The organism is Amycolatopsis sp. NPDC059657 (assembly GCF_042734395.1).
Lineage (GTDB): Bacteria > Actinomycetota > Actinomycetes > Mycobacteriales > Pseudonocardiaceae > Amycolatopsis.
Map to the genome: position 1 here is coordinate 1 of NZ_JBHWEB010000060.1, position 26,019 is coordinate 26,019.

Annotated in this window: 27 protein-coding genes; 8 read left to right on the forward strand and 19 right to left on the reverse strand. The window is 68.7% G+C overall.

Annotated elements, in window-relative coordinates:
• Window positions 1-115: 115 nt before the first annotated feature.
• From ACFV15_RS28385 to ACFV15_RS28450, 14 genes are all read right to left on the reverse strand, one after another.
• Window positions 116-601 carry a hypothetical protein gene (locus ACFV15_RS28385; RefSeq protein ID WP_378353820.1) on the reverse strand — a complete coding sequence of 162 codons (486 nt, stop codon included), beginning with the start codon at window positions 599-601 and terminating at the stop codon, window positions 116-118.
• Window positions 598-1,065 (reverse strand): hypothetical protein, encoded by a 468-nt coding sequence (locus ACFV15_RS28390; RefSeq protein ID WP_378353822.1) that lies wholly within the window; start codon window positions 1,063-1,065, stop codon window positions 598-600. The genes ACFV15_RS28385 and ACFV15_RS28390 overlap by 4 nt, the downstream gene beginning before the upstream one ends.
• 11 nt (window positions 1,066-1,076) lie before the next feature.
• Window positions 1,077-2,309 (reverse strand): MCE family protein, encoded by a 1,233-nt coding sequence (locus tag ACFV15_RS28395; RefSeq protein WP_378353824.1) that lies wholly within the window; start codon window positions 2,307-2,309, stop codon window positions 1,077-1,079.
• Entirely contained in the window at window positions 2,306-3,445 is a 1,140-nt protein-coding gene (locus tag ACFV15_RS28400; protein ID WP_378353826.1) for an MCE family protein, read from the reverse strand. Before ACFV15_RS28400 ends, ACFV15_RS28395 begins: the two co-directional genes overlap by 4 nt.
• Window positions 3,442-4,641 carry an MCE family protein gene (locus ACFV15_RS28405; protein ID WP_378353828.1) on the reverse strand — a complete coding sequence of 400 codons (1,200 nt, stop codon included), beginning with the start codon at window positions 4,639-4,641 and terminating at the stop codon, window positions 3,442-3,444. Before ACFV15_RS28405 ends, ACFV15_RS28400 begins: the two co-directional genes overlap by 4 nt.
• Window positions 4,638-5,669, reverse strand: coding sequence for an MCE family protein (locus ACFV15_RS28410; RefSeq protein ID WP_378353829.1), 1,032 nt, complete (start codon window positions 5,667-5,669; stop codon window positions 4,638-4,640). Before ACFV15_RS28410 ends, ACFV15_RS28405 begins: the two co-directional genes overlap by 4 nt.
• Complete coding sequence (locus tag ACFV15_RS28415) at window positions 5,666-6,703, reverse strand: MCE family protein (RefSeq protein ID WP_378353831.1); 1,038 nt, start codon at window positions 6,701-6,703, stop codon at window positions 5,666-5,668. Before ACFV15_RS28415 ends, ACFV15_RS28410 begins: the two co-directional genes overlap by 4 nt.
• The gene (locus tag ACFV15_RS28420) at window positions 6,700-8,004 is read right to left on the reverse strand and encodes an MCE family protein (protein WP_378353833.1); all 1,305 of its coding nucleotides are present in this window, start codon (window positions 8,002-8,004) and stop codon (window positions 6,700-6,702) included. The genes ACFV15_RS28415 and ACFV15_RS28420 overlap by 4 nt, the downstream gene beginning before the upstream one ends.
• On the reverse strand, window positions 8,001-8,834 hold the full coding sequence (locus tag ACFV15_RS28425) for an MlaE family ABC transporter permease (RefSeq protein ID WP_378353835.1): 834 nt from the start codon (window positions 8,832-8,834) through the stop codon (window positions 8,001-8,003). The genes ACFV15_RS28420 and ACFV15_RS28425 overlap by 4 nt, the downstream gene beginning before the upstream one ends.
• Window positions 8,834-9,619 carry an MlaE family ABC transporter permease gene (locus ACFV15_RS28430; protein ID WP_370942943.1) on the reverse strand — a complete coding sequence of 262 codons (786 nt, stop codon included), beginning with the start codon at window positions 9,617-9,619 and terminating at the stop codon, window positions 8,834-8,836. Before ACFV15_RS28430 ends, ACFV15_RS28425 begins: the two co-directional genes overlap by 1 nt.
• An 83-nt stretch (window positions 9,620-9,702) precedes the next feature.
• Window positions 9,703-10,458 carry a glucose 1-dehydrogenase gene (locus ACFV15_RS28435; protein WP_378353838.1) on the reverse strand — a complete coding sequence of 252 codons (756 nt, stop codon included), beginning with the start codon at window positions 10,456-10,458 and terminating at the stop codon, window positions 9,703-9,705.
• 80 nt (window positions 10,459-10,538) lie between these two features.
• Window positions 10,539-11,393, reverse strand: coding sequence for a 3-oxoacyl-ACP reductase (locus ACFV15_RS28440; RefSeq protein WP_378353840.1), 855 nt, complete (start codon window positions 11,391-11,393; stop codon window positions 10,539-10,541).
• On the reverse strand, window positions 11,390-12,478 hold the full coding sequence (locus ACFV15_RS28445) for a zinc-binding dehydrogenase (RefSeq protein ID WP_378353841.1): 1,089 nt from the start codon (window positions 12,476-12,478) through the stop codon (window positions 11,390-11,392). Before ACFV15_RS28445 ends, ACFV15_RS28440 begins: the two co-directional genes overlap by 4 nt.
• Before the next feature lie 65 nt (window positions 12,479-12,543).
• Window positions 12,544-12,732, reverse strand: coding sequence for a ferredoxin (locus ACFV15_RS28450; RefSeq protein ID WP_378353843.1), 189 nt, complete (start codon window positions 12,730-12,732; stop codon window positions 12,544-12,546).
• Between the two features lie 103 nt (window positions 12,733-12,835).
• Between ACFV15_RS28450 and ACFV15_RS28455 the strand changes: the two genes are divergently transcribed.
• The 5 genes from ACFV15_RS28455 to ACFV15_RS28475 all read left to right on the forward strand — a co-directional run bounded on the left by ACFV15_RS28455 (window position 12,836) and on the right by ACFV15_RS28475 (window position 16,155).
• Complete coding sequence (locus ACFV15_RS28455) at window positions 12,836-14,008, forward strand: acyl-CoA dehydrogenase family protein (protein WP_378353845.1); 1,173 nt, start codon at window positions 12,836-12,838, stop codon at window positions 14,006-14,008.
• A gap of 63 nt (window positions 14,009-14,071) precedes the next feature.
• On the forward strand, window positions 14,072-15,100 hold the full coding sequence (locus tag ACFV15_RS28460) for an acyl-CoA dehydrogenase family protein (RefSeq protein WP_378353847.1): 1,029 nt from the start codon (window positions 14,072-14,074) through the stop codon (window positions 15,098-15,100).
• An 87-nt stretch (window positions 15,101-15,187) separates the two neighbouring features.
• Window positions 15,188-15,367, forward strand: a complete 180-nt coding sequence (locus tag ACFV15_RS28465; RefSeq protein ID WP_378353848.1) for a hypothetical protein — start codon at window positions 15,188-15,190, stop codon at window positions 15,365-15,367.
• Window positions 15,368-15,376: 9 nt separating this feature from the next.
• The gene (locus ACFV15_RS28470) at window positions 15,377-15,772 is read left to right on the forward strand and encodes a DUF6292 family protein (protein WP_378353850.1); all 396 of its coding nucleotides are present in this window, start codon (window positions 15,377-15,379) and stop codon (window positions 15,770-15,772) included.
• Window positions 15,773-15,951: 179 nt separating this feature from the next.
• A complete protein-coding gene (locus ACFV15_RS28475) occupies window positions 15,952-16,155 on the forward strand; it encodes a cold-shock protein (RefSeq protein ID WP_378353851.1) in 204 nt (67 codons plus the stop codon).
• Window positions 16,156-16,216: 61 nt separating this feature from the next.
• Here ACFV15_RS28475 and ACFV15_RS28480 read toward each other — a convergent pair whose 3' ends face one another.
• The 4 genes from ACFV15_RS28480 to ACFV15_RS28495 form a co-directional block, all read right to left on the reverse strand.
• The gene (locus tag ACFV15_RS28480) at window positions 16,217-16,966 is read right to left on the reverse strand and encodes a hypothetical protein (protein WP_378353853.1); all 750 of its coding nucleotides are present in this window, start codon (window positions 16,964-16,966) and stop codon (window positions 16,217-16,219) included.
• Between the two features lie 72 nt (window positions 16,967-17,038).
• Window positions 17,039-19,729 carry a GNAT family N-acetyltransferase gene (locus ACFV15_RS28485; protein ID WP_378353855.1) on the reverse strand — a complete coding sequence of 897 codons (2,691 nt, stop codon included), beginning with the start codon at window positions 19,727-19,729 and terminating at the stop codon, window positions 17,039-17,041.
• An 18-nt stretch (window positions 19,730-19,747) separates the two neighbouring features.
• A complete protein-coding gene (locus ACFV15_RS28490; RefSeq protein WP_378353857.1) occupies window positions 19,748-20,920 on the reverse strand; it encodes an acetoin utilization protein AcuC in 1,173 nt (390 codons plus the stop codon).
• A gap of 39 nt (window positions 20,921-20,959) precedes the next feature.
• Window positions 20,960-21,805, reverse strand: a complete 846-nt coding sequence (locus tag ACFV15_RS28495) for a sulfurtransferase (RefSeq protein WP_378353859.1) — start codon at window positions 21,803-21,805, stop codon at window positions 20,960-20,962.
• 137 nt (window positions 21,806-21,942) lie between these two features.
• On the opposite strand from ACFV15_RS28495, the gene ACFV15_RS28500 reads away from it, so the two are divergent.
• From ACFV15_RS28500 to galE, 3 genes are all read left to right on the forward strand, one after another.
• Window positions 21,943-22,641 (forward strand): iron dependent repressor, metal binding and dimerization domain protein, encoded by a 699-nt coding sequence (locus ACFV15_RS28500; RefSeq protein WP_378353861.1) that lies wholly within the window; start codon window positions 21,943-21,945, stop codon window positions 22,639-22,641.
• Complete coding sequence (gene galK, locus ACFV15_RS28505; protein ID WP_378353863.1) at window positions 22,638-23,825, forward strand: galactokinase; 1,188 nt, start codon at window positions 22,638-22,640, stop codon at window positions 23,823-23,825. The genes ACFV15_RS28500 and galK overlap by 4 nt, the downstream gene beginning before the upstream one ends.
• A gap of 138 nt (window positions 23,826-23,963) precedes the next feature.
• Entirely contained in the window at window positions 23,964-24,953 is a 990-nt protein-coding gene (gene galE, locus ACFV15_RS28510; RefSeq protein WP_378353865.1) for a UDP-glucose 4-epimerase GalE, read from the forward strand.
• Here the strand turns inward: galE and ACFV15_RS28515 are convergent.
• Window positions 24,950-26,008, reverse strand: a complete 1,059-nt coding sequence (locus ACFV15_RS28515; protein ID WP_378353867.1) for a DUF4192 domain-containing protein — start codon at window positions 26,006-26,008, stop codon at window positions 24,950-24,952. The genes galE and ACFV15_RS28515 overlap by 4 nt on opposite strands.
• Window positions 26,009-26,019: the final 11 nt, after the last annotated feature.

Below are 26,019 nucleotides of genomic sequence, written 5' to 3' on the forward strand. Positions count from 1 at the left end.
GCAGCAAGCTCGTCATACGACGGACGCTCACTCCCGGTCACGCGGTGATCATCGCAGAACGACGACCACCACGCGACAGAGACCTGACTAGTTACCCGGCCATACCACTCACGACCTAAAGCGGGTTGAGGGCGGTCACTTTCCAGCGGCCGTCCGTGCGGTGGGCGGTGACGGCGAGCTGGGCGGCCGTGGATTCCTGCTGATTCGATTCCGTGTGCAGGGTTTGCTGATCGAGGAACAACAGCAACGTGGCGTCGTCGCCGCGCAAAGTCTGGACGCCGATCGAGCGGATCGTGGTCGTGCGGACCAGTTTGCCCGCTTCGGCTTGGGTGCGGGCGGCCGCGAAGTCGGCGCGGTAGTGGGTCGCGGCCGGGTCGGCGAGGAAGTCCGTGGCCGCGCGGTCCGTGCGGGACAGGTTCGCGTAGTCGTAGGAGAACACGGCTTTCACGCCCGAGCCGACCTGGTCGATGACTTCGGCGGTCGCGCGGGCGTCGACGAGGGCCTCGTTGCCGACCGAACGCACCGACGCGGCCTCGAAGGCGAACCAACCCGCGCAGCCCGCGAACAAGACCAGGGCGGCCAAGAGAAACGCGCGGTTCATTTCGCCGCCGCCTGGATCGCCGAGACCTTCCAGCCGTCGCCGGTTCGTTCGAGGTCGACGTTCAGCCTCGACACGTTGGGGGCGGGTGCGGCGCCGCCGGTGCCGACGAGGACGTCCAAGACCGCGATGACCCGCGCGGTGCCCGCGGCCCGGTTCACCTCGGTCACGGCGGCCTGTTTCAGCACCGCGGAAGCGACCGCTTGCGTCGAGACCGCCCGGTCGACCTGGGTCTGGCGGTCGGTGGCGAGATCCTTGCCCAGGCGGCCGGTCGTGACGGCGATCCACTTGTCGATGTCGGCCGCGGCCGTGCGATGGTCGATCGTGTTCAGCACGACCAGTTCCGTCGACGCCGCCGCCGCGACCGCGTCACGGTCACGCGCGAGCGAGACGCCGTCGTCGTGCGCCGCGGACCACCATGACCAGCCGAACCAGCCCGCGGCGAGTACGGCCAGTGCCGTGAGCACGACCAGAAGCCTCACCTCGGCAGCCCCAGTAGCGGGCCGACGCCAGCAGGGCGGCCCGCTGTCGCGAGCCCGAGTACACCGGGGAGCTGCGGAGCCGTGGGAGCCGGTTGAGAAGGCTTATCAGGGAACGGCGCCGGCTTCCCGGCATAGGGCGCGTTCTGGGAGCCTCGGACGCCAGTGGGACTACCCGGCGGCTCGGCGCAGTAGGCCTTGACGTTCACCGGGGCTTCGGTGAGGTCGTTGGCCGGGCGCTGTTTCGTGCCTTCGTAACCCTTGGTGCACGAGATCGGGTCGAAGAAGTTCAGCACGACACCGAGGTGCCCCGTGCCGTCGCCGGAGGTCGACGGCGAGAAGGCCGAGATGATCGGGTAGGCCACGAGCAGCTCTTCGACCGCGCCGGTGCGCGAGGACGTGATCTGCGCGGTGGTCAGCAGGTTCGCGATCACGATGCCCAGGTCCGAGCCCGAGGTGGCCAGCACGTCACTGATCTGACGGCTCAGCTTGGGCGCGTCGTCGATGACCTTGCGCAGGTCCGGGTCGGACTTCTTCAGCTGCTCGGTGATGGTCTTGAGGCCCGACGCGAACGACGTGATGTTCGCCGACTGGCGTTGCTGGGTGTCCAGCACGACCTTCGCGTCCGCGAGCAGGCCTTGCGTCTGCGGCAGGTACTGGGTGGCCACGGAAGTCAAGGAACCCGTGCTGTCCAACAGCTTCTGGAGTTCGGGACCCGCGCCGGCGAACGCCTTGTACGTCTCGTCGACCACCGTGCGCAGCGACTCCGGGTGCACGCTGGACACCAGCTTGTCGAGGCTGCTGAGCACCGTGTCCGGCGAAAGCGGGATCGACGTTTGCGCCTGCGTGATCACCGAGCCGTCCTTCAGGTACGGCCCGTTTTCGTGCTGGGGTTCCAGGTCGACATATTGCTCGCCCACCGCGGACCGGTTCGCCACCACCGCGCGGGTGTCCGCCGGGATAGGTGGCGCGTCCGAGTCGATGTCGAGCTCCAGGTTGACGCCCTGCGGGGTCAACGTCATCGACGCCACCTTGCCGACCGCGACGCCTCGGTAAGCGACCTCGGAGTTCACGAAGATGCCGCCGGAGTCGGCCAGCTGAGCCGTGACGACATAACCTCGCGCGCCGAAGAGCCGGTCGAGGCCCGCGTAGTTCGCGCCCGTGTAGACCACTGTGGACACGGCCAGCAGCACGAACAGCAGCAGCTGGACCCGATGCTTCCTGGTGATCATCGGCCACCCCCGAGCAGGCCCTTGAGCAGGTCGCCCAGTGGATCGGTGGCGGGCAGCGGCAACGGGATTTGCGGCACACCCGGCGTGACCGGGCCCGATCCGGACAGGCCGGGAATCGGCAGGAACGGCTGCGAGGAGCTGCTCAGATTCTCCAGCAGGGTGTCCAGCTGAAGGTCCACGGTGGCCTCGACGTTCGCGTAGTCACCCTTGACCACATTGCCCGCGTAGTCGGGGAACGGATACGTGAGCAGGATCTGCAACGCGTTCGGCAGGTTCTGGCCGGACTCGACGAGCTTCTGCAGTGTCGGCTGCAACGTCCTCAGATTGTCGACGAGCTGGTCACCGCTCTTCTTGACCGTGTCGACCGCGACCGTGGACAACCGGTTCAACGCCTGCAGCATGCCCACCAGTTCGTCACGCTGATCGGCGACGACCTTGAGACCTGGCGCGAGATTGTCCACCGCTGTGGTCAGATTTCCCTGCTGGGCGACCAAAGTGGACGACAGCTTGTCGAGACCGTCGATCGCGCGGATGATCTGTCCTTTATGTCCGTCCAATTCGGTCGCGAGCTGGTCCACATGGGCCAGCAGCGCGCGGATCTCGGGCTCGTTGCCCGCCAATGCGTCGTTCAGCTCATGGCTGATCTTCTGCAGCTGTTCGACACCGCCGCCGTTCAGCAGCAGCGACAACGCGCCGAGCACCTCTTCGACCTCGGGGTTGCGATTCGTCCGCGCGAGCGGGATCCGCGCACCCTCGCCGAGCTTGCCTGTCGGCTGCTCGGTGCGCGGCGGATGCAGGTCGACGAACTTCTCACCCAGCAGGCTGGACTGCCGCAGTTCGGCACCGGCGTTCGACGGCAGCGGAACATCGCCGTTGACGAGCAGTGTCACCAAGGCCGAGTGCGTGTCCGGCGACAGTTCGATCTTCTCGACCCGGCCGATCGCGACGTCGTTGACCTTCACGCTCGCCTGCGGCACCAGGTCGAGCACGTCGGAGAACTGCGCCGTGATCCGGTACGGGTGCTCCCCGAGGTCGGCGCCGCCCGGCAGTGAAGTGTTGTACAGCCCGGAAAAACCGCCGCTGCTGCATGCGGCGAGCGTCAGCACCCCGGCGAGCACTCCGGCGATCCGTTTCATCGCGGCGCACCTCCCGACAGCTGCGAGAGCACATCGGCGAGCGGCAACGGCAGCGGCGGCATCTGCCCCTGAGTCAGCGATGAGATGACCTGGGGAACGGACGGCAGCTTCAGTGTTCCGTCGAGCACGGGCGCGAGTTGCTTGCAGAGGTTGCCGACGACGTCAGGGACTTCCTTCGGTGTGCCCGCGCTGATCAGCCTGCAGAGGGTGAGCACCGGCGGGTGCGTCAGCTCGTTCAGGTTGTCGCGCACCGCGATCGTGCCGGAGGCCGCGTCGTAGGAGTTGATGAAGTTGGTCGCGCCTAGTGGCGCGAGATCGAGCACCTCGGCGAGCGCGGCACGCTGGTCGACGAGCACTTTCGTCAGCCCGGTCAATTTGTCTACATTGGACGCCAGTAGGTCCTTGTTCTCCTCGACGAACCCCTGCACCTCGCCCAGTGAAGACGCCAGCGACGACAGTGCCGCGCCGACGTCCGCCGAGTCCTCGGCCAGGAAGCCGGTCACCTGAGCGGCCCGTGTGTAGAACGAGTTGAGCTGACGATCGCTTTCGGACAGTGCGTGGGTGAACGAGTTCAGGTTCTCCACCGTCGAGAAGAGGTCGTCCTTGGAGCCGTCGAGCGTCTTCGCCAGCTCGGCCAGCCTGGTCACCGTGCTGTTGAGGTTCTCGCCGTTGCCGTCGAGGTTGGCCGCCGCTGTGTCGAGCGCGCCGGAGAGCGCGCCGTTCTTGTTGGCACCATTGGGTCCCAGGCTGCTCGACAGCTTGTCGAGGCTCGTGTAGAGATCGTCCAGCTCGACCGGGGTCGCCGTGCGCTCCTTGCCGATCACGGTCCCCGACGCCATCACGGGCCCGCTGTCGTATGCGGGCGTGAGCTGGACGTACCGGTCGCTGACCAGCGAAGGCGCGACGACCACGGCGCCCGCGTCGGCGGGAATGTCCACTCCGGAATCGACGCGCATGTCGACCCGCACGGCCGCGCCCTGCGGCGTCACCGCGGTGATCTCGCCGACCTTGATGCCGAGCACGCGCACCGACGAGCCCGCGTACAGGCCGACGGTTTTGCCGAAATACGCGCTCAGCCGGGTCCCGCCCTGCTCCCGCAGCACGAACCACAGGCCACCGGTCAGCACGAGCGCGACCACGCAGGCGAACGCGAGGTAGGTGTACACGCTGCGGCGGGCGCGGGTGTCGATGGTCATCGGCCGCCCACCCCCTGGTTCGGCGCGGCGATCGGCGGCGTGCAGCCCTCCGGGTTGATGTGCAGGCCGAGCGCCGTGATCGTCGGCGGCAGCAGCCCGCACAGGTACCCCTCGAACCAGCGGCCGTTGCCGGTCGCGTTCGCGCCGACGCGGGCGAACGGCGCCATCAGCGCGAGACTGTGCGCGAGGTTGTCCTGGTTGCGCTGCAACACATCCGTCACCTTGCCGAGCTTCTCCAGCGTCGGTTTGAGCTGCTGCCGGTTGTCGGCGACCAGCCCGGACAACTGCGCCGAAAGCTGCTGCGTCCCCTTGAGCAGCGCGCTGATCGCGTCCTTGCGGCTCTGCAGTTCGGCGAGCAGCAGGTCTCCGTCGCTGATGATCCGCTGCAGCTGGGCATTGCGGTCGGCCAGCGTTTTCGAGACGCCACTGGTGTTCGCCAGCAGCTGCTTGAGCTGCTGGTCGCGCGACGACACCGTCTTCGACAACGACGAAAGCCCGGTCAGCGCGTCCTTCATATGCTGCGGGCTGTCCTTGAGGCTGTCCGAAAGAACGTTGAAGCTGTCCGCGAGCTGTTGGGTGTTGATGTCCCCGACCGTGCTCGACAGCTGCTTGAACGCGTCCTGCAGCTCGAACGGCGTCCGTGTGCGCTGCAACGGGATCGCGACGTTCGGGTCCTGGTTGCCGGACCCCGAAGACTGAAGCGCCAAGTACTTCTCACCGAGCAAGGTCTTGATCTCGATCGACGCCGTGCTCGTGTCGCCGACCCGTGTGTCCTTGACCCGGAACTTGACCAGCACCTTCTTGCCCGCCAGGGAAACCGAGGTCACCTGGCCGACCTTGACCCCGGCGACCTCCACCTCGTTGTCCGGCGAGAGCCCGGCGGACTCCGCGAAGTAGGCCGCGTACGTCGTCCCGTTGCCGAACAATGGGATGCTGTCCGAGAAGTAGGTGGCGATCACGACCAGTGTCAGCAGCACGAGGGTCACCCCGCCGACCGCCGCCTGGTTGCGCTGCTTGAGTGGTTTCACGGTCCGCACCTCTCGGCCCGCTGGGTGCCGGGGATCGGCACGATCGGCAGCTGGATGTTCAGCGCCGAGATACCGATCCGGCCGTTGATCCCGCACAGGTAGTAGTTGAACCAGCTGCCATAGCTCAAGGTCCTGGTGAACTTCTGCAGGTTCGACGGCAGCACTTGCAGCAGATGATCGATGAGCTGCCCGGAGTCGTTGAGATTGTCCGAAAGATTGCCGAGCTGCGTGATGTCCTCTTTCAACGCCGGCCGCGCGTCGGCGAGCAGGCCGGAGGTGGTCACGGTCAGCTCGCCCAGCGCGGAGACGGCCTCGCCGATCGGCTTGCGCTGTTCGGCGAGCCCGCTGACCAGCCGCTGTGTCTGGTCGATCAGGTCGCCGAGCTGCGGCGCGTGCTGGTTGACCGTGCCGAGCACGGTGTTGAGGTTGTCGATGACCTGCCCGATCACCTTGTCGCGCCCGGCGATCGTCGTGGTGACCGAGGCGGTGTGCGCGAGCAGGCTCGCGATCGTGCCGCCTTCGCCTTGGAAGACCTGGATGATCTCGTAGGACAGCTTGTTGACGTCCTCGGGGTTCAGCGCCTGGAACAGCGGCTTGAACCCGTTGAACAGCACCGTGAGGTTCAACGCCGGCTTGGTGCGTTCCGGCGGGATCGTCCCGCCTTCCGGCAGCACCCGGCCGTCGTCGACGTCGGTGTTCAGCGCCAGATACCGCTGCCCGACGAGGTTGCGGTACTTGATCGTCGCGGTCACCGACTCGGGCAGTTTGTACGCCGACTGGATCGCGAACCGGACCTCCGCGTGGTTCGGTTCCCCTTGTGCCACCTTGATCTCGCCGACCTGGCCGACCTTCACGCCGACGATGCGGACGTCGTCGCCCTCCTGCAACCCTGACGCGTCGGTGAACCGCGCGAGGTAGCCGGAGGTGACGCCGAAGTTGGTGTTGGCGATGGTCGCGCCGAGAATCCCGGTCAGCAGCACGGTGACCGCGGCGAAGATCAGGATCTTGATGAGCGACGGCAGCGTCCGGTTCACTTCAGTTCGACCTCCGCGCCGCGGTACAGCGGCCCCACCAGCAAGCTTCCCCAGCCGGGCACGGCTTCCGGCGAAACACCCATTGCGGGCGCGGTCAGCAGGTTGATCAACGCGAGTTCGTCGGCCGAACCGACCACAGTGGACCCACCGCCGGGGAACCCGGTCGGCGAGCGCGGCGGCGCGGGCTTGGTCGAGCCGTCCTTGATCGCGCCGTCCGGCGGGTACTGCGGCCACTTCCCCGGCCTCGGCACCTTCGGGTAACAGCGCGGGCCGCGCTTGTCCTGCCACTTCGGCTCGTCGACACCCGGCAGGTACTTGCCGCGGCTGGAGGTGAATTCGATCGTCACCCGGCTGACCTCCGGATGCGCGGTGCCCTTGCCGAAGGCGAGCTCGGCGTCCGGCACGGACTCGGCGAGCTGACGGAACAGGCAGGGGTACTCGGGCGCGTACTTGGCGAGCACGTCCAGCGTCGGCTGGACGGCCGTGGTGAGCCGGATGAGGTTGTCCTTATTCACATCCAGGAAAGTCGACAGGTCGACCGAGGCGGTGGTGACGGTGGCGTACAGATCGTCGAGCCCCTGCCGTTTGTCCACAATGGTCTGTGTGGTGGTGGTCAGGTCCGCCAAGGCTTCCAGCAGATCCGGCGCGGCCTTGGTGTACACATCGGACACGTTCGCCAGCCCGGTGATGTCGGCCTTCAGATCCGGCAGCGACGGGTTGAGCTTGCCGAGATAGTCCGAAAGCTGGACGAGCGTCTCGCCGAGCTGCTTGCCCCGGCCGTCCAAAGCCGTCGAAACGGCCGTCAGAGTGCTGGACAGCTTCTGCGGCTGAACCGCTTGCAGCAACGGGAGAACGTCACCGAGTACCTTCTCCAGCTCGATCGCCGAGCTGGACCGGTCCTGCGGGATGACGTCACCGTCGGCGATGTGGCGTGCGGGTTTCTCCGGCACCTGCAGCGCCACATACCGTTCCCCGAACAGGGTCTTCGGCAGCAACCTGGCCGAGACGTTCTGCGGGATGACGCCGATCTTGTCCGGCTGCAGCGCGAGCCCGAGCGTCGCGTGGTCGCCGAACGCCTGGATCGTCCTGACCTCGCCGACGATCATCCCCCGGATCTTCACGTCCGCGCCGACCCGCATCTGGTTGCCGATGTGGTCGGTCTCCAGCGTCACGTTCTCGACCGTGGTGAAGACTTTCTTGTAGAACCCGATGGTCACCACGAAGAACAACGCGACCACGAGCAGGAAGGCGAGCCCCAGCACCTGATGCCGCAGCCGCTTGAGCAGGATCCCGCGGTTCATCCCGAGATCCTCACCGTCGTGGTCGCGCCCCAGATGGCCAGGCTCAGGAAGAAGTCGAGCACCGAGATGACCACGATCGACGTCCGCACCGCGCGGCCCACCGCGATGCCCACCCCTGCCGGGCCGCCCTTCGCGGTGAAGCCGTAGTAGCAATGGGACAGGATCACGATCGTCGCGAACACCATCACCTTGAGAAACGACCAGAGCACGTCTTCAGGCGGTAAGAACAGCGAGAAGTAGTGGTCATAGGTGCCGGCGGACTGGCCGTAGAGCCACACCGTGATCTGCCGTGAAGCGAGATACGAGCTGAGCAGGCCGACCGCGTACAGCGGGATCACCGCGGCGACCCCGGCCAGCACGCGCGTCGTGACCAGGTACGGCAGGCTCGGCACGCCCATCACCTCGAGCGCGTCGATCTCCTCGGAGATCCGCATCGCGCCGAGCTGAGCGGTGAACCCGCAGCCGACGGTCGCCGAAAGCGCGAGCCCTGCGGACAGCGGCGCGACCTCACGCGTGTTGAAGTAGGCCGAGATGAACCCGGTCAGCGCGGCCGTCCCGAGCTGGTTCAGCGCGGCGTAGCCCTGCAGGCCGACGATGAGCCCGGTGAACATGGTCATCCCGATCATCACGCCGAGCGTGCCGCCGATGACCGCGAGCCCGCCGGTGCCGAAGATGACCTCGGTCAGCAGCCGCAGCGTCTCCCTGGAATAGCGGCGGATGGTCCGTGGCGCCCACGCCAGCGCGCGGAAGTAGAACGAGAGCTGCTCGCCGAAGCCTTCGAGGCTCGCTCCCGGCCTCGCGATGATCTCCAGTGTGCGGTCGGTGGCCATCACAACGCCTTCGCCGGCACGATCTTCAGGTAGATCGCGGTCAGCACGACGTTGATCAGGAACAGCAGCAGGAACGTGATGACCACGGCCTGGTTGACCGCGTCACCGACGCCCTTCGGCCCGCCTGACGGGTTGAGCCCGCGGAAGGCGGCGACCACACCCGCCACGAAGCCGTACAGCAACGCCTTGATCTCGCTGATCCAGAGATCGGGCAGCTGCGCGAGCGCGTTGAAGCTGGCGAGGTACGCGCCGGGCGTGCCGCCTTGCATGACCACGTTGAAGAAGTACCCGCCGAGCACACCGACGACGCTGACCAAGCCGTTGAGCAGCACGGAAACGACGATCGCCGCCAGCACCCTCGGCACGATCAGGCGCTGGATCGGGTTGACGCCGAGCACTTCCATCGCGTCGATCTCTTCGCGGATCTTGCGCGCGCCGATGTCCGCGCAGACCGCGCTGCCACCAGCACCGGCGACCAGCAGCGCGGTGATCAGCGGCGCGGCCTGCTGCACGATCGCGAGCGCGCTGGCCGCGCCGGTGAACGACTGCGCGCCGATCTGCTGGGTCAGCGAGCCGAGCTGCAACGCGATGACCGCGCCGAACGGGATCGCCACCAAGGCCGTCGGCAGGATCGTGACGCTGGCGAAGAACCAGCATTGTTCGATCCATTCCCGCACCTGGAAAGGGCGGCGGAACATCGCGCGCAGCACTTCCCACGAGAGCGTGGCCAGGCGCCCGACCTGAGTGAGCGCGGCCGTTCCCGTGACCTTGACGGTCTCGCTCATCGAACCTCCGTGCCACCAAGGTTTCCCGCGTCGTCGCGAGTCTTGCGCATGCTGTCCCGCCGGTTTAGTTAGCGGCGTTTACCTTAGGCGAATTTGAGGGCATGTGTGGCCGTGGCGCCGCCATCGGCGACGAATTCGGCGCCGGTGGAGTAAGAACTGTCGTCGCTGCCGAGGAATACCACCATCTGGGCGATCTCCTCAGGTTGACCCATCCGGCCGAGCGCGACCTTCTTCGCGAACCGGCGCAGGTCCACTTCGGCGCCCGTCGCGGTGGCCACCATGTTCGTCTCGATCATCCCGGGGTGGACCGAATTGACCCGGATGTTCTTCGCGCCGAGTTCCATCGCCGCCACCTTGGTCATCCCGCGGATCGCGAACTTGCTCGCGGTGTAGGCGATGAGATACGGCATACCCGCCAGTCCCTCCACAGAGGACACGTTGATGATGGAGCCGCCGCCGGCCTCCGTCATCGGTTCAACGACCGAACGCATCCCGAGAAACGTTCCGGTCTGGTTGATCCTGATGACGCGCTCGTAGTCGGCGAGCGAGGTCTTGCCGAGCTCGGAGAAGTGCAGGATGCCCGCGTTGTTGACCAGCACGTTGACCTTGCCGTACTCGGTCAGCACGCGGTCGATCGCGGCGGCCCAGTCCTCCTCCGAGCCGATGTCGAGATGCTGGTACAGCGCGCCGATCTCGTCGGCGACCCGCTTGCCGTCGCCGTCGTTGACGTCGGTGAGCAGTACCTTCGCGCCTTCTTTGACGTAGGCGCGTGCCGCCGCCTCGCCCTGGCCCGCGGCCGCCCCGGTGATCAACGCGACCTTGTCGTCGAGCCTGCCCATCACATCAGCTCCTCAGTCAGTGGTACGAGCACCGTTTCAGCCGGTGGAGAAGGTCGTCGACTTGACGAAGTGACCGTTCGTCAAGTCGTTTCGGCCAGGACGTCGTCGGCCGCGAACATCCGCTTCGGATCACGTCCGGCGAAGTAGCCGCTGATGTCGGCGCCGGCGTCGAACCGCTTTTCGATCGACGGCGGGGTCAGCAGCAGGACCATGCCGCCGTGCACGACGAAGACCTGCCCGTTGATCTCGCCTGCCTCCGGTGAGGCCAGGAAAGCGACGAAGGGGGCGACATGGTCGACCGAAAGTGGATCCACGCCGTTTTCGGGTGCGTCACCGAAGACGTCCTTGGTCATCGCGGTCCGCGCGCGGGGGCAGATCACGTTGGCGCGGACGCCGTACTTGGCCAGTCCCCTGGCCGCCGACACGGTGAGCGCCGCGATGCCCGCCTTGGCGGCCGAGTAGTTGGGCTGACCGGGTGAACCGATGAGGAACGCCTCGGACGCCGTGTTGATCAGACGGCCATAGATCGGCTCCCCGTCCACTTTGGACTTGTCGCGCCAGTATTTGGCGGCGTTGCGCGACACCAGGAAATGCCCGCGTAGATGGACGTTCAGCACGGTGTCCCAGTCCTCGTCGGACATGCTGAACAGCATGCGGTCGCGCAGCACGCCCGCGTTGTTGACGACGATGTGCAAGCCACCGAAGTGCTCGACGGCTGCTTCCAGCAAAGCGTCCGCGGTGGATCGCTGCGAGATGTCACCGGCCACGGCAAGGGCTTTGCCCCCGCCGGCTTCGATCTCTTCGACCGTGCCGTCCGCGCCGGTCAGGTCGTTGACCACCACGCTCGCGCCCGCTCTCGCGAGTGCGAGCGCTTCGGCCCTGCCCAGTCCGGCACCGGCTCCGGTGACGATCGCGGCTTTACCTTCGAGACTCACTTGAGGGTCACCACCTGGCGTATGACGTCCGTGCCACCCTGTCGCAGCACGCCGAGTGCGTTGTTGATGTCTTCGAACCCGATGCGGCGCGAGATCATGCCGTCGAGGTCGAGCAGCCCGGCGCGCCAGAGCTTCAGCATGCGGCCGGTGTCGCGGTGCACCTGCGACGATCCGTAGAACGAGCCGAGGATCTTCTTGTCGTGCAAGAAGAGTTCCTGCGCGTTGAACTCGACCATGGCGTCGCCGCGGCCGGCGCCGACGATCACGACCGAGCCACCCCGGCGCACGCTGTCCCACGCGGAGCGGATGGTCGGCGGGTGGCCGACGACGTCGAAGGCGTAGTCGAAGCCCTCGAAGCCGGTGACCTGCTGCCTGATCTCGTCCAGGCCCTCGGGGGTGGTCGCGTGGGTCGCGCCGAACCGGCGCGCGTTGCCGTGCTTGGCCTCGACCGGGTCGACGGCCACGATCACGCCGGCGCCCGCGATCCGCGCGCCCTGGATGACCGAGATGCCGACACCGCCGCAGCCGATGACCACGACCGTCGATCCCGGCGGCACCTTGGCCGTGTTGAGGACGGCGCCGACACCGGTCAGCACCCCGCATGCGATGAGCGCGGCCGTCTCGAACGGCACGTCCTGGTCGATTTTGACGGCGCCGCAAGCCGGGAGGACGACCTCGTCGGCGAAGGTGCCGAGTCCCGCGTACCCGAAGGCGGGCGTGGTGCCGACGCGGAAACGCGGCGTGGTGAACGCGGCGATCGCGTGCACCGCGCAGAGGTAAGGCTCGCCGCGCAGGCAACTCGAACAGGAACCGCACGGCGGGACGAAGGACAGCGTGACGTGATCGCCGGTGACGAGATGGTCCACCGCCGAGCCGACTTCGAGCACCTCGCCCGCGCCTTCGTGGCCGACCACGCCCGGCGCGAGCGCGGGCAGGGTGCCGTTCATGGCGGACAGGTCGCTTTGGCAGATTCCCGAAGCGCGCACGCGGATCCGGACCTCGCGCGGACCGGGGTCGACGGTGGTCACGTCGTCGCGCAACTCCAGCTCGTCGTCACCGATCGCGTTCAGTACGGCCGCTCTCACCCGGGATGCCTCCTCGCAGTCCGGCACCCACACTAGAATCTGTTCTCGTTGATAGCAAGGTCCACTTAATCGCGTATGAACAGCGCGTTCTTGGGGCAACCATGCACCGCAGCGGAAACACGTTCTACTTCAGACTTGGCCGCGGCCTGATCGATGACCAGCTCCTCGTCGTCGTCCAGATCGAAGACCTCCGGCGCCAGCCCGACACAGACGGCGTTGGCCTCACACAGGTCGCGATCGACACCGATCTCCACGCTTCCTCCAGTCCGGCCGTACTGGTACAACTAGAACAGGTTCTACAGTAGTACCGGTGGCGGCATGCCCGCCATAACGAGCGGCGGCGCGTGGAGGTAACGGATGCGGATCGACTACACGCCGGAGCAGCAGAAGCTCCGCGACGAGCTGCGCTCGTACTTCGCCGGGCTGATGACCCCGGAGCGCCGCGAGGCGCTGGGCAGCGGACGCGCGGAGTACGGGGATGGCTTGGTGTACAAGCAGATCGTCCGCGACCTCGGCCGGGACGGCTGGCTCGCGATCGGCTGGCCCGAGGAGTACGGCGGGCAGGCGCGGCCACTGTTCGATCAGCTCATCTTCACCGACGAGGCGGCCGCCGCCGGTGTGCCGGTCCCGTTCCTGACGGTCAACACCATCGGCCCGACGATCATGCGGTTCGGCACCCCGGAACAGAAGGCGTTCTACCTGCCGCGCATCGCCGCGGGCGAGCTGCATTTCTCGATCGGCTACTCCGAGCCGGAGGCGGGCACCGACCTGGCGTCGCTGCGCACCCGCGCGGTCCGCGACGGTGACGAGTACGTGATCAACGGCCAGAAGATGTGGACGAGCCTGATCGAATACGCCGACTACGTATGGCTCGCGGTGCGCACGGATCCCGAGGCGCGCAAGCACAAGGGCCTGTCGATCGTCATCGTGCCGACCACGGCGGAAGGCTTCTCGTGGACGAAGGTCCGCACGGTCGCCGGTCCCGGCACCAGCGCGACGTACTACTCGGACGTGCGGGTGCCGGTCGACGCGCGGATCGCGGGCGAGAACGAGGGCTGGCCGCTGATCACCAACCAGCTCAACCACGAACGCGTCGCGCTGACCTCCTCCGCGCCGATCCAGACCTCGCTCGGCGAGGTGCTCGAGTGGGCCCGCTCGGCGAAGCTCCCCGACGGCAGCAGGGTGATCGACCAGGAATGGGTGCGGACCCATCTCGCGCGGGTGCACGCCGGCGCGGAGTACCTGAAGCTGCGCAACTGGAAGATCGCGTCGGCCGACGATCTCGGCCCGGCGGACGCGTCGGCGACGAAGGTGTTCGGCACCGAGTTCGCGATCGAGGCCTACCGGCTGCTGATGGAGGTGCTCGGCGCCGGCGCGGTCGTCCGCGAGGGCTCGCCAGGCGCGCTGCTGCGCGGCCGGATCGAACGGCTGCACCGGTCCGCGCTGATCCTGACCTTCGGCGGCGGCACGAACGAGGTCCAGCGCGACATCATCGCCGCGACCGCGCTCGGCCTCCCCGTCACCCGATAGGACCCCTCCCGTCGCCCACCACCACCCTCAACGGAGGCGCTGCGCGCCGCAGATTGGACTCCAGTGGACTTTTCCCTCACCGAAGCCCAGAGCGATCTGAGCGCCCTGACACGCAAAATCCTCGCCGACCGGGTGACCACCTGGGAGCCGCACGGCACCGGCGGGTTCGACGCGGCGCTGTGGGCGACGCTGGCGCGCTCCGGCATCGTCGACGCGGCGCTGCCGTCTTCGGCGGGCGGCGGCGGTTTCGGGCTGCTGGAGCAGTGCTCGGTGCTGATCGAGATCGGCAGGGCGGTCGCGCCGGTGCCGTACCTGACCAGCGTCGTGATGGCGGCCGCCGCGGTGGCCGAAGCGGGCGACGGCCGGTTGACCGAGAAGTGGGTCGTGCCGGTCTTGCGAGGTGAGCAGACGCTGGCGGCCGCGCTCGACGGCTTCACCGCCTCCGGATCGGTGCTCTCGGGTTCACAGACGGCCGTGCCGTTCGGCGCCTTCGCGGACGGCTTCCTCGTCGCGGCGTCCGACCGGCTCTTCCTGGTCGAACGGTCCGCGCCGGGCGTCACCGTCTCCGCGCAGCAGACCATCGACAACGCCGACGCCGCGTTGCTCGAACTCGACGAGGTCCGGGCCGAGCCGCTCCCCGGCTCGCCGGAGTGGGTCCGACTGCGGGGCACGGTCGGCGTGTGCGCGCAGCAACTCGGCGTGCTTGAGCGCGCGCTGGAGCTCACGGCCACGTACGCACGCGAACGGCGGCAGTTCGGCCACCCGATCGGGTCATTCCAAGCGGTCCGGCAGCGGCTGGCTGAGGCCTACATGGACGTCGACGCCGTCCGGCTGACGCTGTGGCAAGCGGCCTGGCAGGTGCTCGACGGCGGGCAGGGCGCCGCCGAGACCGTCGCGACCGCGAAGTTCTGGGCCGCCGAGGCCGGGCATCGCGTCGCCCACACCGCCGTCCACGTCCACGGCGGGGTCGGCATCGACGTCGACCATCCGCTGCACCGCTACTTCGCCGCCGCGAAGCGCCTCGAGTTCACGCTCGGCAGCGGGATCTCCCACCTCCGCGCGCTCGGGTCACTGCTCGCCACCCAGCACTGAAAAGAAGTGACCTTCGTTACGCCGGGGGTGGGCCGAGACGGGTGCTGTAGCGTTGACGCAGCTCATTGGCGCCTTCGAAGGGATCACATGACCCGGTCACAGCCGACATCCAGGACGCACGAGCAGGGCCACTTCGCCAAGGCACGGGTCGCCGCACGCGACCACGAGGACGTGATGCGGACCAGGGCGGCCATCCGTGTGACGAAGAACGCGACGGACGGCGACGACCGCGTCCGCCTGCTCGCGATGCTCGGCTTGGAGGCCTAGGTCTCTGTCATGAACGCACAGACCGTGGTCAGCGGGCTCAAAGGCTATGTCAGCGAGGTGGCATCGGCCGTCGACGTGGCACGCGAGGCCGTCACCTACGAGGTCAGCGACACGGCGACGGCGTACGTCGGGCTCAGCAAACGGCGTAACGACCGGCCGGACCGGGATCTGATGCTGATCTGGAGTGAACGGCACGGCTGGGCGGTCGCCGTCGAAGCCGAACCCGATCGGGCGGCGTATTTCGGCGGCGAGGACCTCGTCCCCGAGCCCGCGGAAGTGGCCCTCTTCGTGGCGGAAGTCATCGGCGGGCGCGACCGGGGGCAGGCCAGGCCGCAGTTCGCGGTCACCGGGGACCGCGCCCGACTGGCGGGAAAACTGGCACGGTATATTTCCGCACAGCGGTGAGTCGTGGTTGCGCCCGAACTTCAGGTGTGCTGGACTTACCTCGGTCGTCTGAGTTTTGTGTTCGTGTGCTCCACGCTCGCGAGACCGGTTGCGGGCGTGTGATTCTCCCACCTGCGGAGTAGTTCTCGTTCGGGACAGCGACCTCCCGCTATTCCGCAGTTGATCTAGGAGAAGTAAAGATGGCTCAGGGTGTCGTGAAGTGGTTCAACTCCGAAAAGGGCTTCGGGTTCATCGCGCCGGACGACGGTGGCGCCGATGTGTTCGTGCACTACTCGGAGATCCAGGGCAACGGTTTCAAGAGCCTTGAGGAGAACCAGCGCGTGCAGTTCGAGGTGGGTCAGGGCCAGAAGGGCCCCCAGGCCACCGGCGTGACTGCCATCTGATTTTCGCTTGAACCGAAAGCGGGTGCGCTCCCCTCGTGGGGGCGCACCCGCTTTTTTTGCGTCAGCCCGCCTGACCGAGCAGGAACATCGCGCCGGCGGCGGCGACGATCAGCACTGACCAGCGTGCGATCGAGCCCGGCCGAGGCTTCGGGCCTTCACGCAAGGTCTTGACCCCGAGCGGCACGAGCGCGACGCACAGCCCCGCGACGGCGACGATCCCCAGCACCGTGGTGCCCTTGAGCACGCCGAGCGGCAGCGCGGCCATCAAACCCAGCGCGATCGACTGGACGAGGCCGAGCGTGCGCGACAGGTAGGCGCCGATGGCCAGGATGATCCAGCCCGCCAGTATCGCGAACGAGAGCGTGCTGACGATGTGGACCGCGCCGTACGCGCCGGAGACGGCCTTGGTCGCCGAGTCCACGTTCTGGACGTCCACCAGTTGGAACGCCAGGTGGTCGATACCCGCGTGGAAGGTCCTGGCGAACAAGCCGAAGACGGTGAAGATCCCGCCCCAGAGTGCCAGGCCCGGCTTCACCGCGCCGATGGACCGGGCGAGCGTGACGATCGCGGGCCACAAGAGCATGGTGCCCGCGAGGAACGCGCTGTAGGACGCGAAGATCAGTGTCGGCTGCTCCGCGTAGGCCGCGAGCTGATGCGGGTAGAAGAACTCGTAGCCGCTGCGCAGCAGGACGCCGGTGAGGATCAGCAGCGGGCCGAGGATCATCGATACGCCGCCTGCCCAGCGGCCGGGGAAGCGGGCGGCCTCGGTGGCGTCGATCGGGAGGATGGCGGGCCGGGCGATCGTTGTCATGCGGCAAGAATCGCCGGATCACGGCTGCTCCACATCGGACCGGGAACTGAACCCCGGACTCATCCCACGGGCTTAGTCCGGCGCCGTGATCGGGCGCAGCCTGCGCGGGCCGGTGTCCGGGCGGGACGGCGGCGGGCCGAGCACCGCGCGGGCGTTCGCGACGAACGCGCCGTCGGGCGAGGCGAGGATCGGGTCGAGGGTGAGCGAGCGGATCTCGGGGTTGTCCTCGGCCAGCGCGGCCACCCGCAACACCAGGTCCTGGAGAGCGGCCAGGTCCGCGGGCTCGTCGCCGCGGTAGCCGGTGAGCAGCGGCGCGGTGCGGGGTTCGCGGACGAGGGTGGCGGCGTCCATGTCCGTCACCGGCACCGCCCGGTACGCGCGGTCGCCGAGCAGGGTGCTGACGAGGCCGGACAGCCCGAACGAGACCAGCGTGCCGAAGGACGGGTCATCCTGCAGGCCGATGACGCAGGAGATGCCTTTGGGCGCCATGCGCTGGACGTAGACGTCCTCCTCGCCGGAGACCTCGACGAGGTTGCGGTAGCTGGTGCGGACGGCGTCTTCTGAGCCCAGGTCCAGCCGGACGCCCGCCAGGTCGGGACGGCCGCGCAGGCGTTCGTCGACGGCCTTGAGCGTGACCGGGTAGCCGAGCCCCGCGGCCACCGAGACGGCCTCGTCCTCAGTGGACACCACGCTGAACGGGACGACGTCGACGCCGTAGCAGCCGAGCAATCGCACCACGTCCTCGTCACTCAGCAGGGTGGTCTTGCCGTCTTCGGCGGTGAGGATTTCGCGGACGATGTCCTGCGCCTTTTCGACGTGCAGGCCGGCCGGGCGGACGAGACTGCCCTGCGGGCGCTGCCGCCAGGCGGCGTAGCGGACGACGCGGGCGAGCGCGTTGACCGCGCGCTCGGGGCTGGAGTACGAGGGCACGGAACCGCGGGTGGGCGCGCCGTCCTCCGACAGCACCGCCAGCTCGGCCGGGACGCCTTCGGCGGCCAGGAACGTGGAGACGATCGGCTTGTCCCTGGCCAGTTCGACGACCGCTTCACGCAGTGCGCGCGCGAACGCGGTGCCGGGAATCGCCAGTGGCGGCACGAAGACCACGACCAGCGCGTCCGTCTCGGGCGAGTTCAGCGCCTCGCGCACGGCGGCGGCGAACTCTTCCGGGCCTGCCTGCGGGCCGACGTCGACCGGGTCGAAAGCGAGCTTGAGGCCTTGCGCGCGGGCGGTGTCGGCGGCGAGCAGGCCGATGGCGCTGGAGTTGCCGACGATGCCGACGCGCGGCCCGGCGGGGAGCGGCTGGTGTGCGAACACGAGCGCGGTGTCGAAGAGCTGGGCGAGCGTGTCGACGCGGACCACACCGGTCTGCTCGAACAACGCCTGCACACTGGCCTCGTCGACCTCGATCGAAGTCGCGGCGAGCTGCGGGCGGATGGCATGGCGGCCGGATTTCACCGCCACGATCGGCTTGGTGCGGGCGAGTCTCCTGGCGAGGCGGGCGAACTTGCGCGGGTTGCCGAACGACTCGAGGTAGAGGAGCACGAGGTCGGTGTTGGGGTCGGTTTCCCAGTACTGCAACAGGTCGTTGCCGGAGACGTCGGCGCGGTTGCCCGCCGACACGAACGTCGAGAGGCCGAGGCCGCGTGCTTCGGCGTCGGCGAGTATCGCCGTGCCGAGCGCGCCGGACTGGCAGAAGAACCCGGTGCGCCCGCGCGCGGGCAGGCGCGGGGCGAGCGTCGCGTTGAGGCGGACGTTCCCGTCGGTGTTGAGCACACCGAGCGCGTTCGGGCCGACCACGCGCATGCCGTGCGCCCTGGCCTCGCCGACGAGGCGGAGTTCGGCGTGCAGGCCGAGCGGGCCCGCCTCGGCGAACCCGCCGGAGACGATGAGCAAGGTCTTGACACCCTTGGCGAGCGCACCGTCCAAAACGGACTCGACGACCTCGGCGCGCACGGCGACGACGGCGAGGTCGACCTGATCGGGGATGTCCACAACGGACGCGTAGGCACGCACGCCGCGCACCGAGCGGTGCTCGGGGTTGACCGGGTAGACGGTGCCCGCGAAGTCGGCAGACAGCAGGTTCGTCAGTGCGACGTAACCGATCTTGGTCGGATCGGTCGACGCGCCGATGACCGCGACCGAACGCGGGTGCAGCAGGTTGTAGACGCTGCGCGCCTCGGCGGCCTGCTCACGTGAGCGGGCGACGGCCAGCGACTCCTCGGTCGGGTCGATGCCGAATTCGAGGTGCAGCACGCCTTCCTCGATCTCGCGGCTGACCTGATAACCGGCGTCGCGGAAGACGCGGACCATCGGCGAGTTCTCGGCGAGCACCTCGGCGACGAACCGGCTGAGCCCGCATTCGGCGGCCGCGGCCGCGAGGTGTTCGAGCAGGATCGAGCCGAGGCCGCGGCCTTGGTGCGCGTCGTCGACCACGAAGGCGACCTCGGCGGACGGGCCGTCGTCGAGGCGTTCGTAGCGGCCGACGGCGATGATCTCGTCACCCAGCAGCGCGACGAACGCGACCCGGTCGTGGTGATCGACGACCGAGAAGCGTTCGAGGTCGCGCTGCGGGATGCGCGGATACGCGCCGAAGTAGCGGAAGTACCGGCTGCGCTCGGAGAGCCTGCCGTGCAGCGCGACGAGACCGTCCGCGTCGTCGGGGATCACCGGTCGCAAGTGGACGGTGCCGCCGTCGCTCAGCAGGACGTCGGCTTCCCAGTGCCGGGGATAGTCGAACGGGTCGCGATGTTCGTCGGCGCTCATCGGTCCAGCCTCATCGGGTCAGTCCCTCGGATCGTCGGGATCCAGGCCGTGCGACGGGAACACGGCGCGGCGGGTTTCCCGGATCGCGATGTCGACCGGGTCGTCCTCGCCGTCGCCCCACTCCTTGAACGTGGTGTCGGCGCCGTCGGTCATCGCCGCCGGGATCTCGGCTTGGGGCGCGGCCCTTTTCACGGTACTCACCCAGTCCGGCGGAAGCAGGATTTCGGGTGCCACGTCACGGTCGAGCACGGTGGCGATGAGGTGGGTCCACGAGCGGGGCACCACCCGGATCAGCTGGTAACCGCCACCGCCGACGGCCAGCCATTTCCCGCCGGCGTGCTCATCGGCGAGTTCGCGGAGCAGCCGGTAGATCGTGCGGTGGCCGTCGACGGACAGCGCGAGGTCGGCGAGCGGGTCCTCGTCGTGCGAGTCGACACCGCATTGGGTGACCAGGATCTGCGGCCGGAACCCGGCCAGCAGCGAGGGCACGACCGCGCTGAACGCACGCAGCCAGCCCGCGTCCTTGGTGCGCGGCGGGAGCGGGAGGTTGACCGACGTGCCCTCGGCCGCGCCCTCGCCGGTCTCGCCGGAGAAGCCCGTGCCTGGCCACAGCGTGAACGGGTGCTGGTGCAGCGAGATGGTGAGCACCCGCGGATCGTCGTAGAACGCCGTCTGCACGCCGTCGCCGTGGTGCACGTCGGTGTCCACATAGGCCACCCGGTCGAACCCGTTGTCCAGCAACCACGAGATCGCGACCGAGCAGTCGTTGTACACGCAGAAGCCGGACGCGTTGTTCTTCATCGCGTGGTGCAGCCCGCCCGCGATGTTGACCGCACGGGTGGCCTCGCCCTCGGCGATCTTGCGCGCGGCGAGCATGGTCGAGCCGACCACGAGCGCGGACGCCTCGTGCATGCCGCTGAACACCGGGTTGTCCTCGGTGCCCAGCCCGTGGCCGACGTCCCAGCCCGCGAGCGGCGCCTGTTTCACGGCCGAGAGGTACTCGTCGGTGTGAACCCGGCGCAGCTCGTCGTCGGTGGCGGGATCGGGCACCAGCAGCGGGACCCCGTCGAGCACCCCGAGCTCGGTCGCCAGCCGGATGGTCAGCTCCAGCCGGACGGGATTGAACGGGTGTTCGCCGCCCAGGTCGTAACCCAGCAGAGAGGAGTCCCACACGACCGCCGGTGCCCGCATACCCCGCACTTTAGTGCCCTCGACCACCCGTCGCGCCGATCATCCGGGGGCGTCTCCGGTGGCGACCGGGCGCTTCGGGTCACGGGACCAGTGCGACCAGGAACCGGTGTAGAGCGCCGCGCCAGGGTGCCCCGCGACTTCGAGCGCCAGCACGACCGAGCTGGCGGTGACGCCCGATCCGCAGTAGGCACCGACATTTCCGGACTCGGTGACACCCAGTTCGGCGAAATGCGCCTTGAGCTCGTCCGGCGTGCGCCAGCGTCCGTTTTCCGCCGCGTGCGCGCTGAACGGGGCGTTCAGCGCACCCGGGATGTGGCCGGCCGCCGGGTCGATCGGCTCGACCTCACCCGCGTAACGCGGGCGCGCGCGTGCGTCGAGCAGAACGCCTTCGCGGGCCAGTTCGGCCGCTTCGTCGGCGTCGAGCACCGGCATCTGCCCCGGCCGGACCTCGATGTCACCGGGCTCCGGAACCGGAACCTCGGTGGTGACCGGCTTTCCTTCGGCCTGCCAAGCCGCGAATCCGCCGTCCAGCACCGCGACCTCCGTGTGCCCTGCCCACCGCAGCAGCCACCAGGCGCGAGCCGCGATCGACCCGTCCGCGTCGTCGTAGACCACGACCGGGTGACCTTCGTGGACACCCGCCGCGCGCAGATGCGCTTGCAGCTGCCCGGGTTCGGGCAGCGGGTGCCGCCCGCCTTCGCCCGGCGCGGCCGCGAGCGCGGTGTCGAGGTCGACATACACGGCTTGCGGCAGGTGACCGGCCTGATACGCCTCGATACCGGGAGGTCCGCCCAGCCGCCAGCGCACGTCGAGCAGCGTCGGACGGCCCTCCGGCGGACCGTCGAGCATCACGGAGAGTGCCGTTGTGGTGATCAAGGGAAGCATGCGGCCATCTTCTCCCCATCGGCCGTCAACCGGCCAGGTAGTGCGGACTTTTTCCGCCTCGGAGCTTGTTAACCCCATGGCTGCCGCCGCGCTCGGGTCAAGCGACTACGATAAGCAACGCGGACGAAGGGGACAGCGTGAACGATCTCATCGACACCACAGAGATGTACTTGCGTACCATCTACGAGCTCGAAGAAGAGGGTGTCGTCCCGCTGCGCGCTCGGATCGCGGAACGCCTGCAGCAGAGCGGCCCCACCGTGAGCCAGACGGTCGCCCGGATGGAGCGCGACGGCCTGGTGATCGTCGCCGACGACCGGCACCTCCAGCTCACCGACCACGGCCGCGAGCTGGCCATCGCCGTGATGCGCAAGCACCGGCTCGCCGAGCGCCTGCTGGTCGACGTGATCGGCCTGGAGTGGGAGCACGTGCACACCGAAGCGTGCCGCTGGGAGCACGTGATGAGCGAGGCCGTCGAGCGCAAGCTCGTGAAGCTCCTCGATCACCCCACCACCTCGCCCTACGGCAACCCGATCCCCGGTCTCGACAAGCTCGGCGAGGGCGGCGAGCCCGCTCCCCCGGCCGAGGCGGACCTGGTCCGGCTCGACGAGTTCGCCCGCGCGGGCGGCGGCGACGTGGAGATCCGGCGAATCGCCGAGCACCTCCAGCTCGACGAGGCGCTGATGACCGAGCTCAAGTCGGTCGGGCTGCTCCCCGGGCGGACCGTGACGGTCGCCAAGGCGAACGGAACCGGCTCCACCATCGAGATCTCCGGCGAGAACAACACCGTCGCGGTGGCCACCTCGGTCCTGCACGCCGTGCTGGCGCAGGCCAGGTGAGCCCCGCCGCCGAAGCCGCGGAGACGTTCCGTTCGGTGCACGGCCGCGCGCCGGAGGGCGTGTGGTCGGCACCGGGCCGCGTCAATCTGATCGGCGAACACACCGACTACAACGACGGTTACGTGCTGCCCTTTGCGCTCCCGCACCGCCTGGCCGCGGCCGCGTCGCGGCGCGACGACCAGGTGCTGACGGTCGCGACGCTCGGCTCCGACGGCAAGATCCAGGAAACCGGGCCGCTCGAGATCCCGAGCCTCGAACCGGGCCGGATCGACGGGTGGGCCGCGTACCCGGCCGGGGTCGCCTGGGTGCTGCGCGACGAGGGTTTCGACCGCGGCGCCGACCTGGTGATCGCGGGCGATGTGCCCTCCGGCGCCGGGCTTTCGTCTTCGCACGCGCTCGAATGCGCTGTCGCGCTGGCCCTGCTGGGCCTGTCCGGCGTCGAACTCGACGGTGCCGCGCCAGGCACGCCGACCAGGCATCAGGTCGCCCGCTGGGTCCAGCGCTCCGAGAACGACTTCGTCGGCGCGCCCACCGGCCTGCTCGACCAGACCGCTTCCCTCTGCTGCACCGAAGCGCACGTGCTCTTCCACGACGTGCGGACCGGCGAGAGCGAGCAGGTCCCGTTCGACGCCGCCACCGCAGGGCTGGCGGTGCTCGTCATCGACACGCGCACCAAGCACTCGCACAACGACGGCGCCTACGGTGAACGCCGCCGCGGCACCGAGCTGGCCTCCGAGCAGCTGGGCGTCAAGGCACTGCGCGACATCACGCTCGACGGGCTGCCGTCCGCTTTGGACAAACTGCCCGCCGACCTCGTCCCGCTCGCCCGGCACGTGGTCACCGAGAACCAGCGGGTGCTCGACGTGGTCGAGCTGCTCCGCGCCGACCGGCTCGCCGACATCGGCCCGCTGATCGACGCCTCGCACGAAAGCCTGCGCGACGACTACCGCGTCTCCTGCCCCGAACTCGACCTCGCGGTCGACTCGGCCAGGAAGGCGGGCGCGCTGGGCGCGCGCATGATCGGCGGCGGTTTCGGCGGCTCGGCGATCGCGCTGGTCCGCGAGTCCGATGTGGACAGTGTGGAAGCAGCCTGTGTCAGCGCTTTCGAGGCCGCGGGTTACCGGAAGCCGCGGGCGTTCGTGGCCGTGCCTTCGCGCGGCGCCGGGCGCGATTCGGTCATCTAGGCCCGCGGACTCGCGGGTGGTTCCTGGCGGTGCCGCCGGGAACCACCCGGGCTTGAGGCAACCCCCGTGCGTCGTCGAACGTCGCAGTGAGGGGAGACTATGGCCCACTCGCGCACCCTTGATGAGAAAGGCCCGAATGTGACCGACCAGAGCAAGGCCCTGAAACTGATCGTGACGGGCGGCGCCGGTTATATCGGCAGCGTCTGCACCGCCCGGTTGATCGAGGCCGGGCACGAGGTCACCGTCGTGGACGACCTCTCCACCGGGCACGGTGACGCCGTGCACCCGCAGGCCCGGTTCATCGAGGGCGACGCCGCGGAGACGGCGGAAACCCTGCTGGGCGAAGGATTCGACGGTGTGCTGCACTTCGCGGCGAAGTCGCTCGTCGGCGAGTCCATGCAGGACCCGGCGAAGTACTGGCACGGCAACGTGATCACCTCCATCCGCCTGCTCGACGCCATGCGCAAGCACGGCACCCCCCGGCTGGTCTTCTCCTCGACCGCGGCCACCTACGGCGAGCCGAAGGAGTCCCCCATCGCGGAGACCGCGGCCACCGACCCGACGAACACCTATGGCGCCAGCAAACTCGCCATCGATCACGCCATCACCTCCTATGCCAGGGCGCACGGCCTCGCGGCCGTGAGCCTGCGGTACTTCAACGTCGCCGGCGCCTACGGCGCGTACGGCGAGCGCCACACCACCGAGACGCACCTCATCCCGCTGGTCTTCCAGGCCGCCACCGGCGAGCGGCCGCACATCTCGATCTTCGGTGAGGACTACCCCACCGACGACGGCACCGCGGTACGCGACTACATCCACGTGGTCGACCTCGCCGACGCGCACCTGCTCGCGCTGCGGCACGCGGCCGAGGGCGAGCACCGGATCTACAACCTCGGCAACGGCACCGGTTTCTCGGTGCGCCAGGTGATCGACGCCTGCCGCGAGGCCACCGGCCTCGACATCCCGGCCGAGGTCGCGCCGCGCCGCGCCGGCGACCCCGCCGTGCTCGTAGCGGCGAGCGACAAGGCCCGTGAGGAGCTCGGCTGGAAGCCCGAGCGCACCGACCTGATCGGCATCGCCCGCGACGCCTGGGAATTCGCCCAGGCGCGGCGGGCGGCCAAGGGCTAGGACGTGTCCTCCGGCAGGCTCAGATCGGGAAACCCGTCGAGCCTGCCGAGCAGGGCCATCTGGTCCGGTGGGTACGCGTGGTCGAGCGCGGTCAGCATGAGTTCGGCCAGGCCGCAGTCCGGCACGGTCGCGCGGACCCGCTCCACCGCCATTCTCGCGAAGGCGCCGTCGCCTCGCACGTACGCCGCGTAGGCCAGCAGGCAGGCCGCATCCACGTACTCGGGTGAGGGCAGCGCCTGCACCAGCGCCAGCCACAGCCGTTCCGCCGCCTTGGCTGTCCGGCTGCCAGGCGAGACCGCCGTGGTGAGGCAAGCGTCCCGGACGTTCGGGTCTGCCAGCGCCCTCGCGAGGCTGACGACCTGGGCATCGTCCAGCCGCAGGTCCCGCTGGTCGGCCAGCAGCAATCCGGCTCTGACCACCGCGAAACCCCTTTCGGTGGGGTCGACGGTCAGGTCCTCGTACTCCGGTGGCTCGGCCAGCAGCGCCCGTCTTCGCTCGATGGCCACCTCGTCGGGTGGATCGAGCAAGCGTTCCAGCGCGGCACGGCTGCGGTGGGTGACCTTGCCGCTCGCCGTGACGGCAGCGGCGGCGACCGTGGACTCGATATCGGGCAGCGTCCCTCCGCACTCGGAGTCGACGTAGCACTGCCAGGGGGCGCCTGAGCTGATCTCGGGCACCCACATCAGGTGGAACACGGCCAGCCCGGCCGCGAAGAGCTCTTCCCGCAGCATTTCGGCGAGTTCGACATGCGGCGGCCGGCCGTCCGGTGGCGAGGCCGGATGACTCCCGACCACGACGATCGTGGCACCCGCGTCCCCTGAGGACGCGAGCGTGGCGGCCAGCTGCGCCGCCTGGTCGGCGTGGTGTTCGGGTGGCGGCAGGTCGGCTCTGAGCACCAGGCCGATGCGTTCGGGCCGCGGCGCCCGATGGCCGATGAGGATCACCGAGTCTTCGGGGTGGAAGCCGAGCAGGTACGGGAGGGCCGCGAGCAGGGTGCCCGGGTCCTTGAGCCTGATGACGGGACGGGTGGGGCGGGGGATCGCTGAGGTGACCATGCCTCCACCAT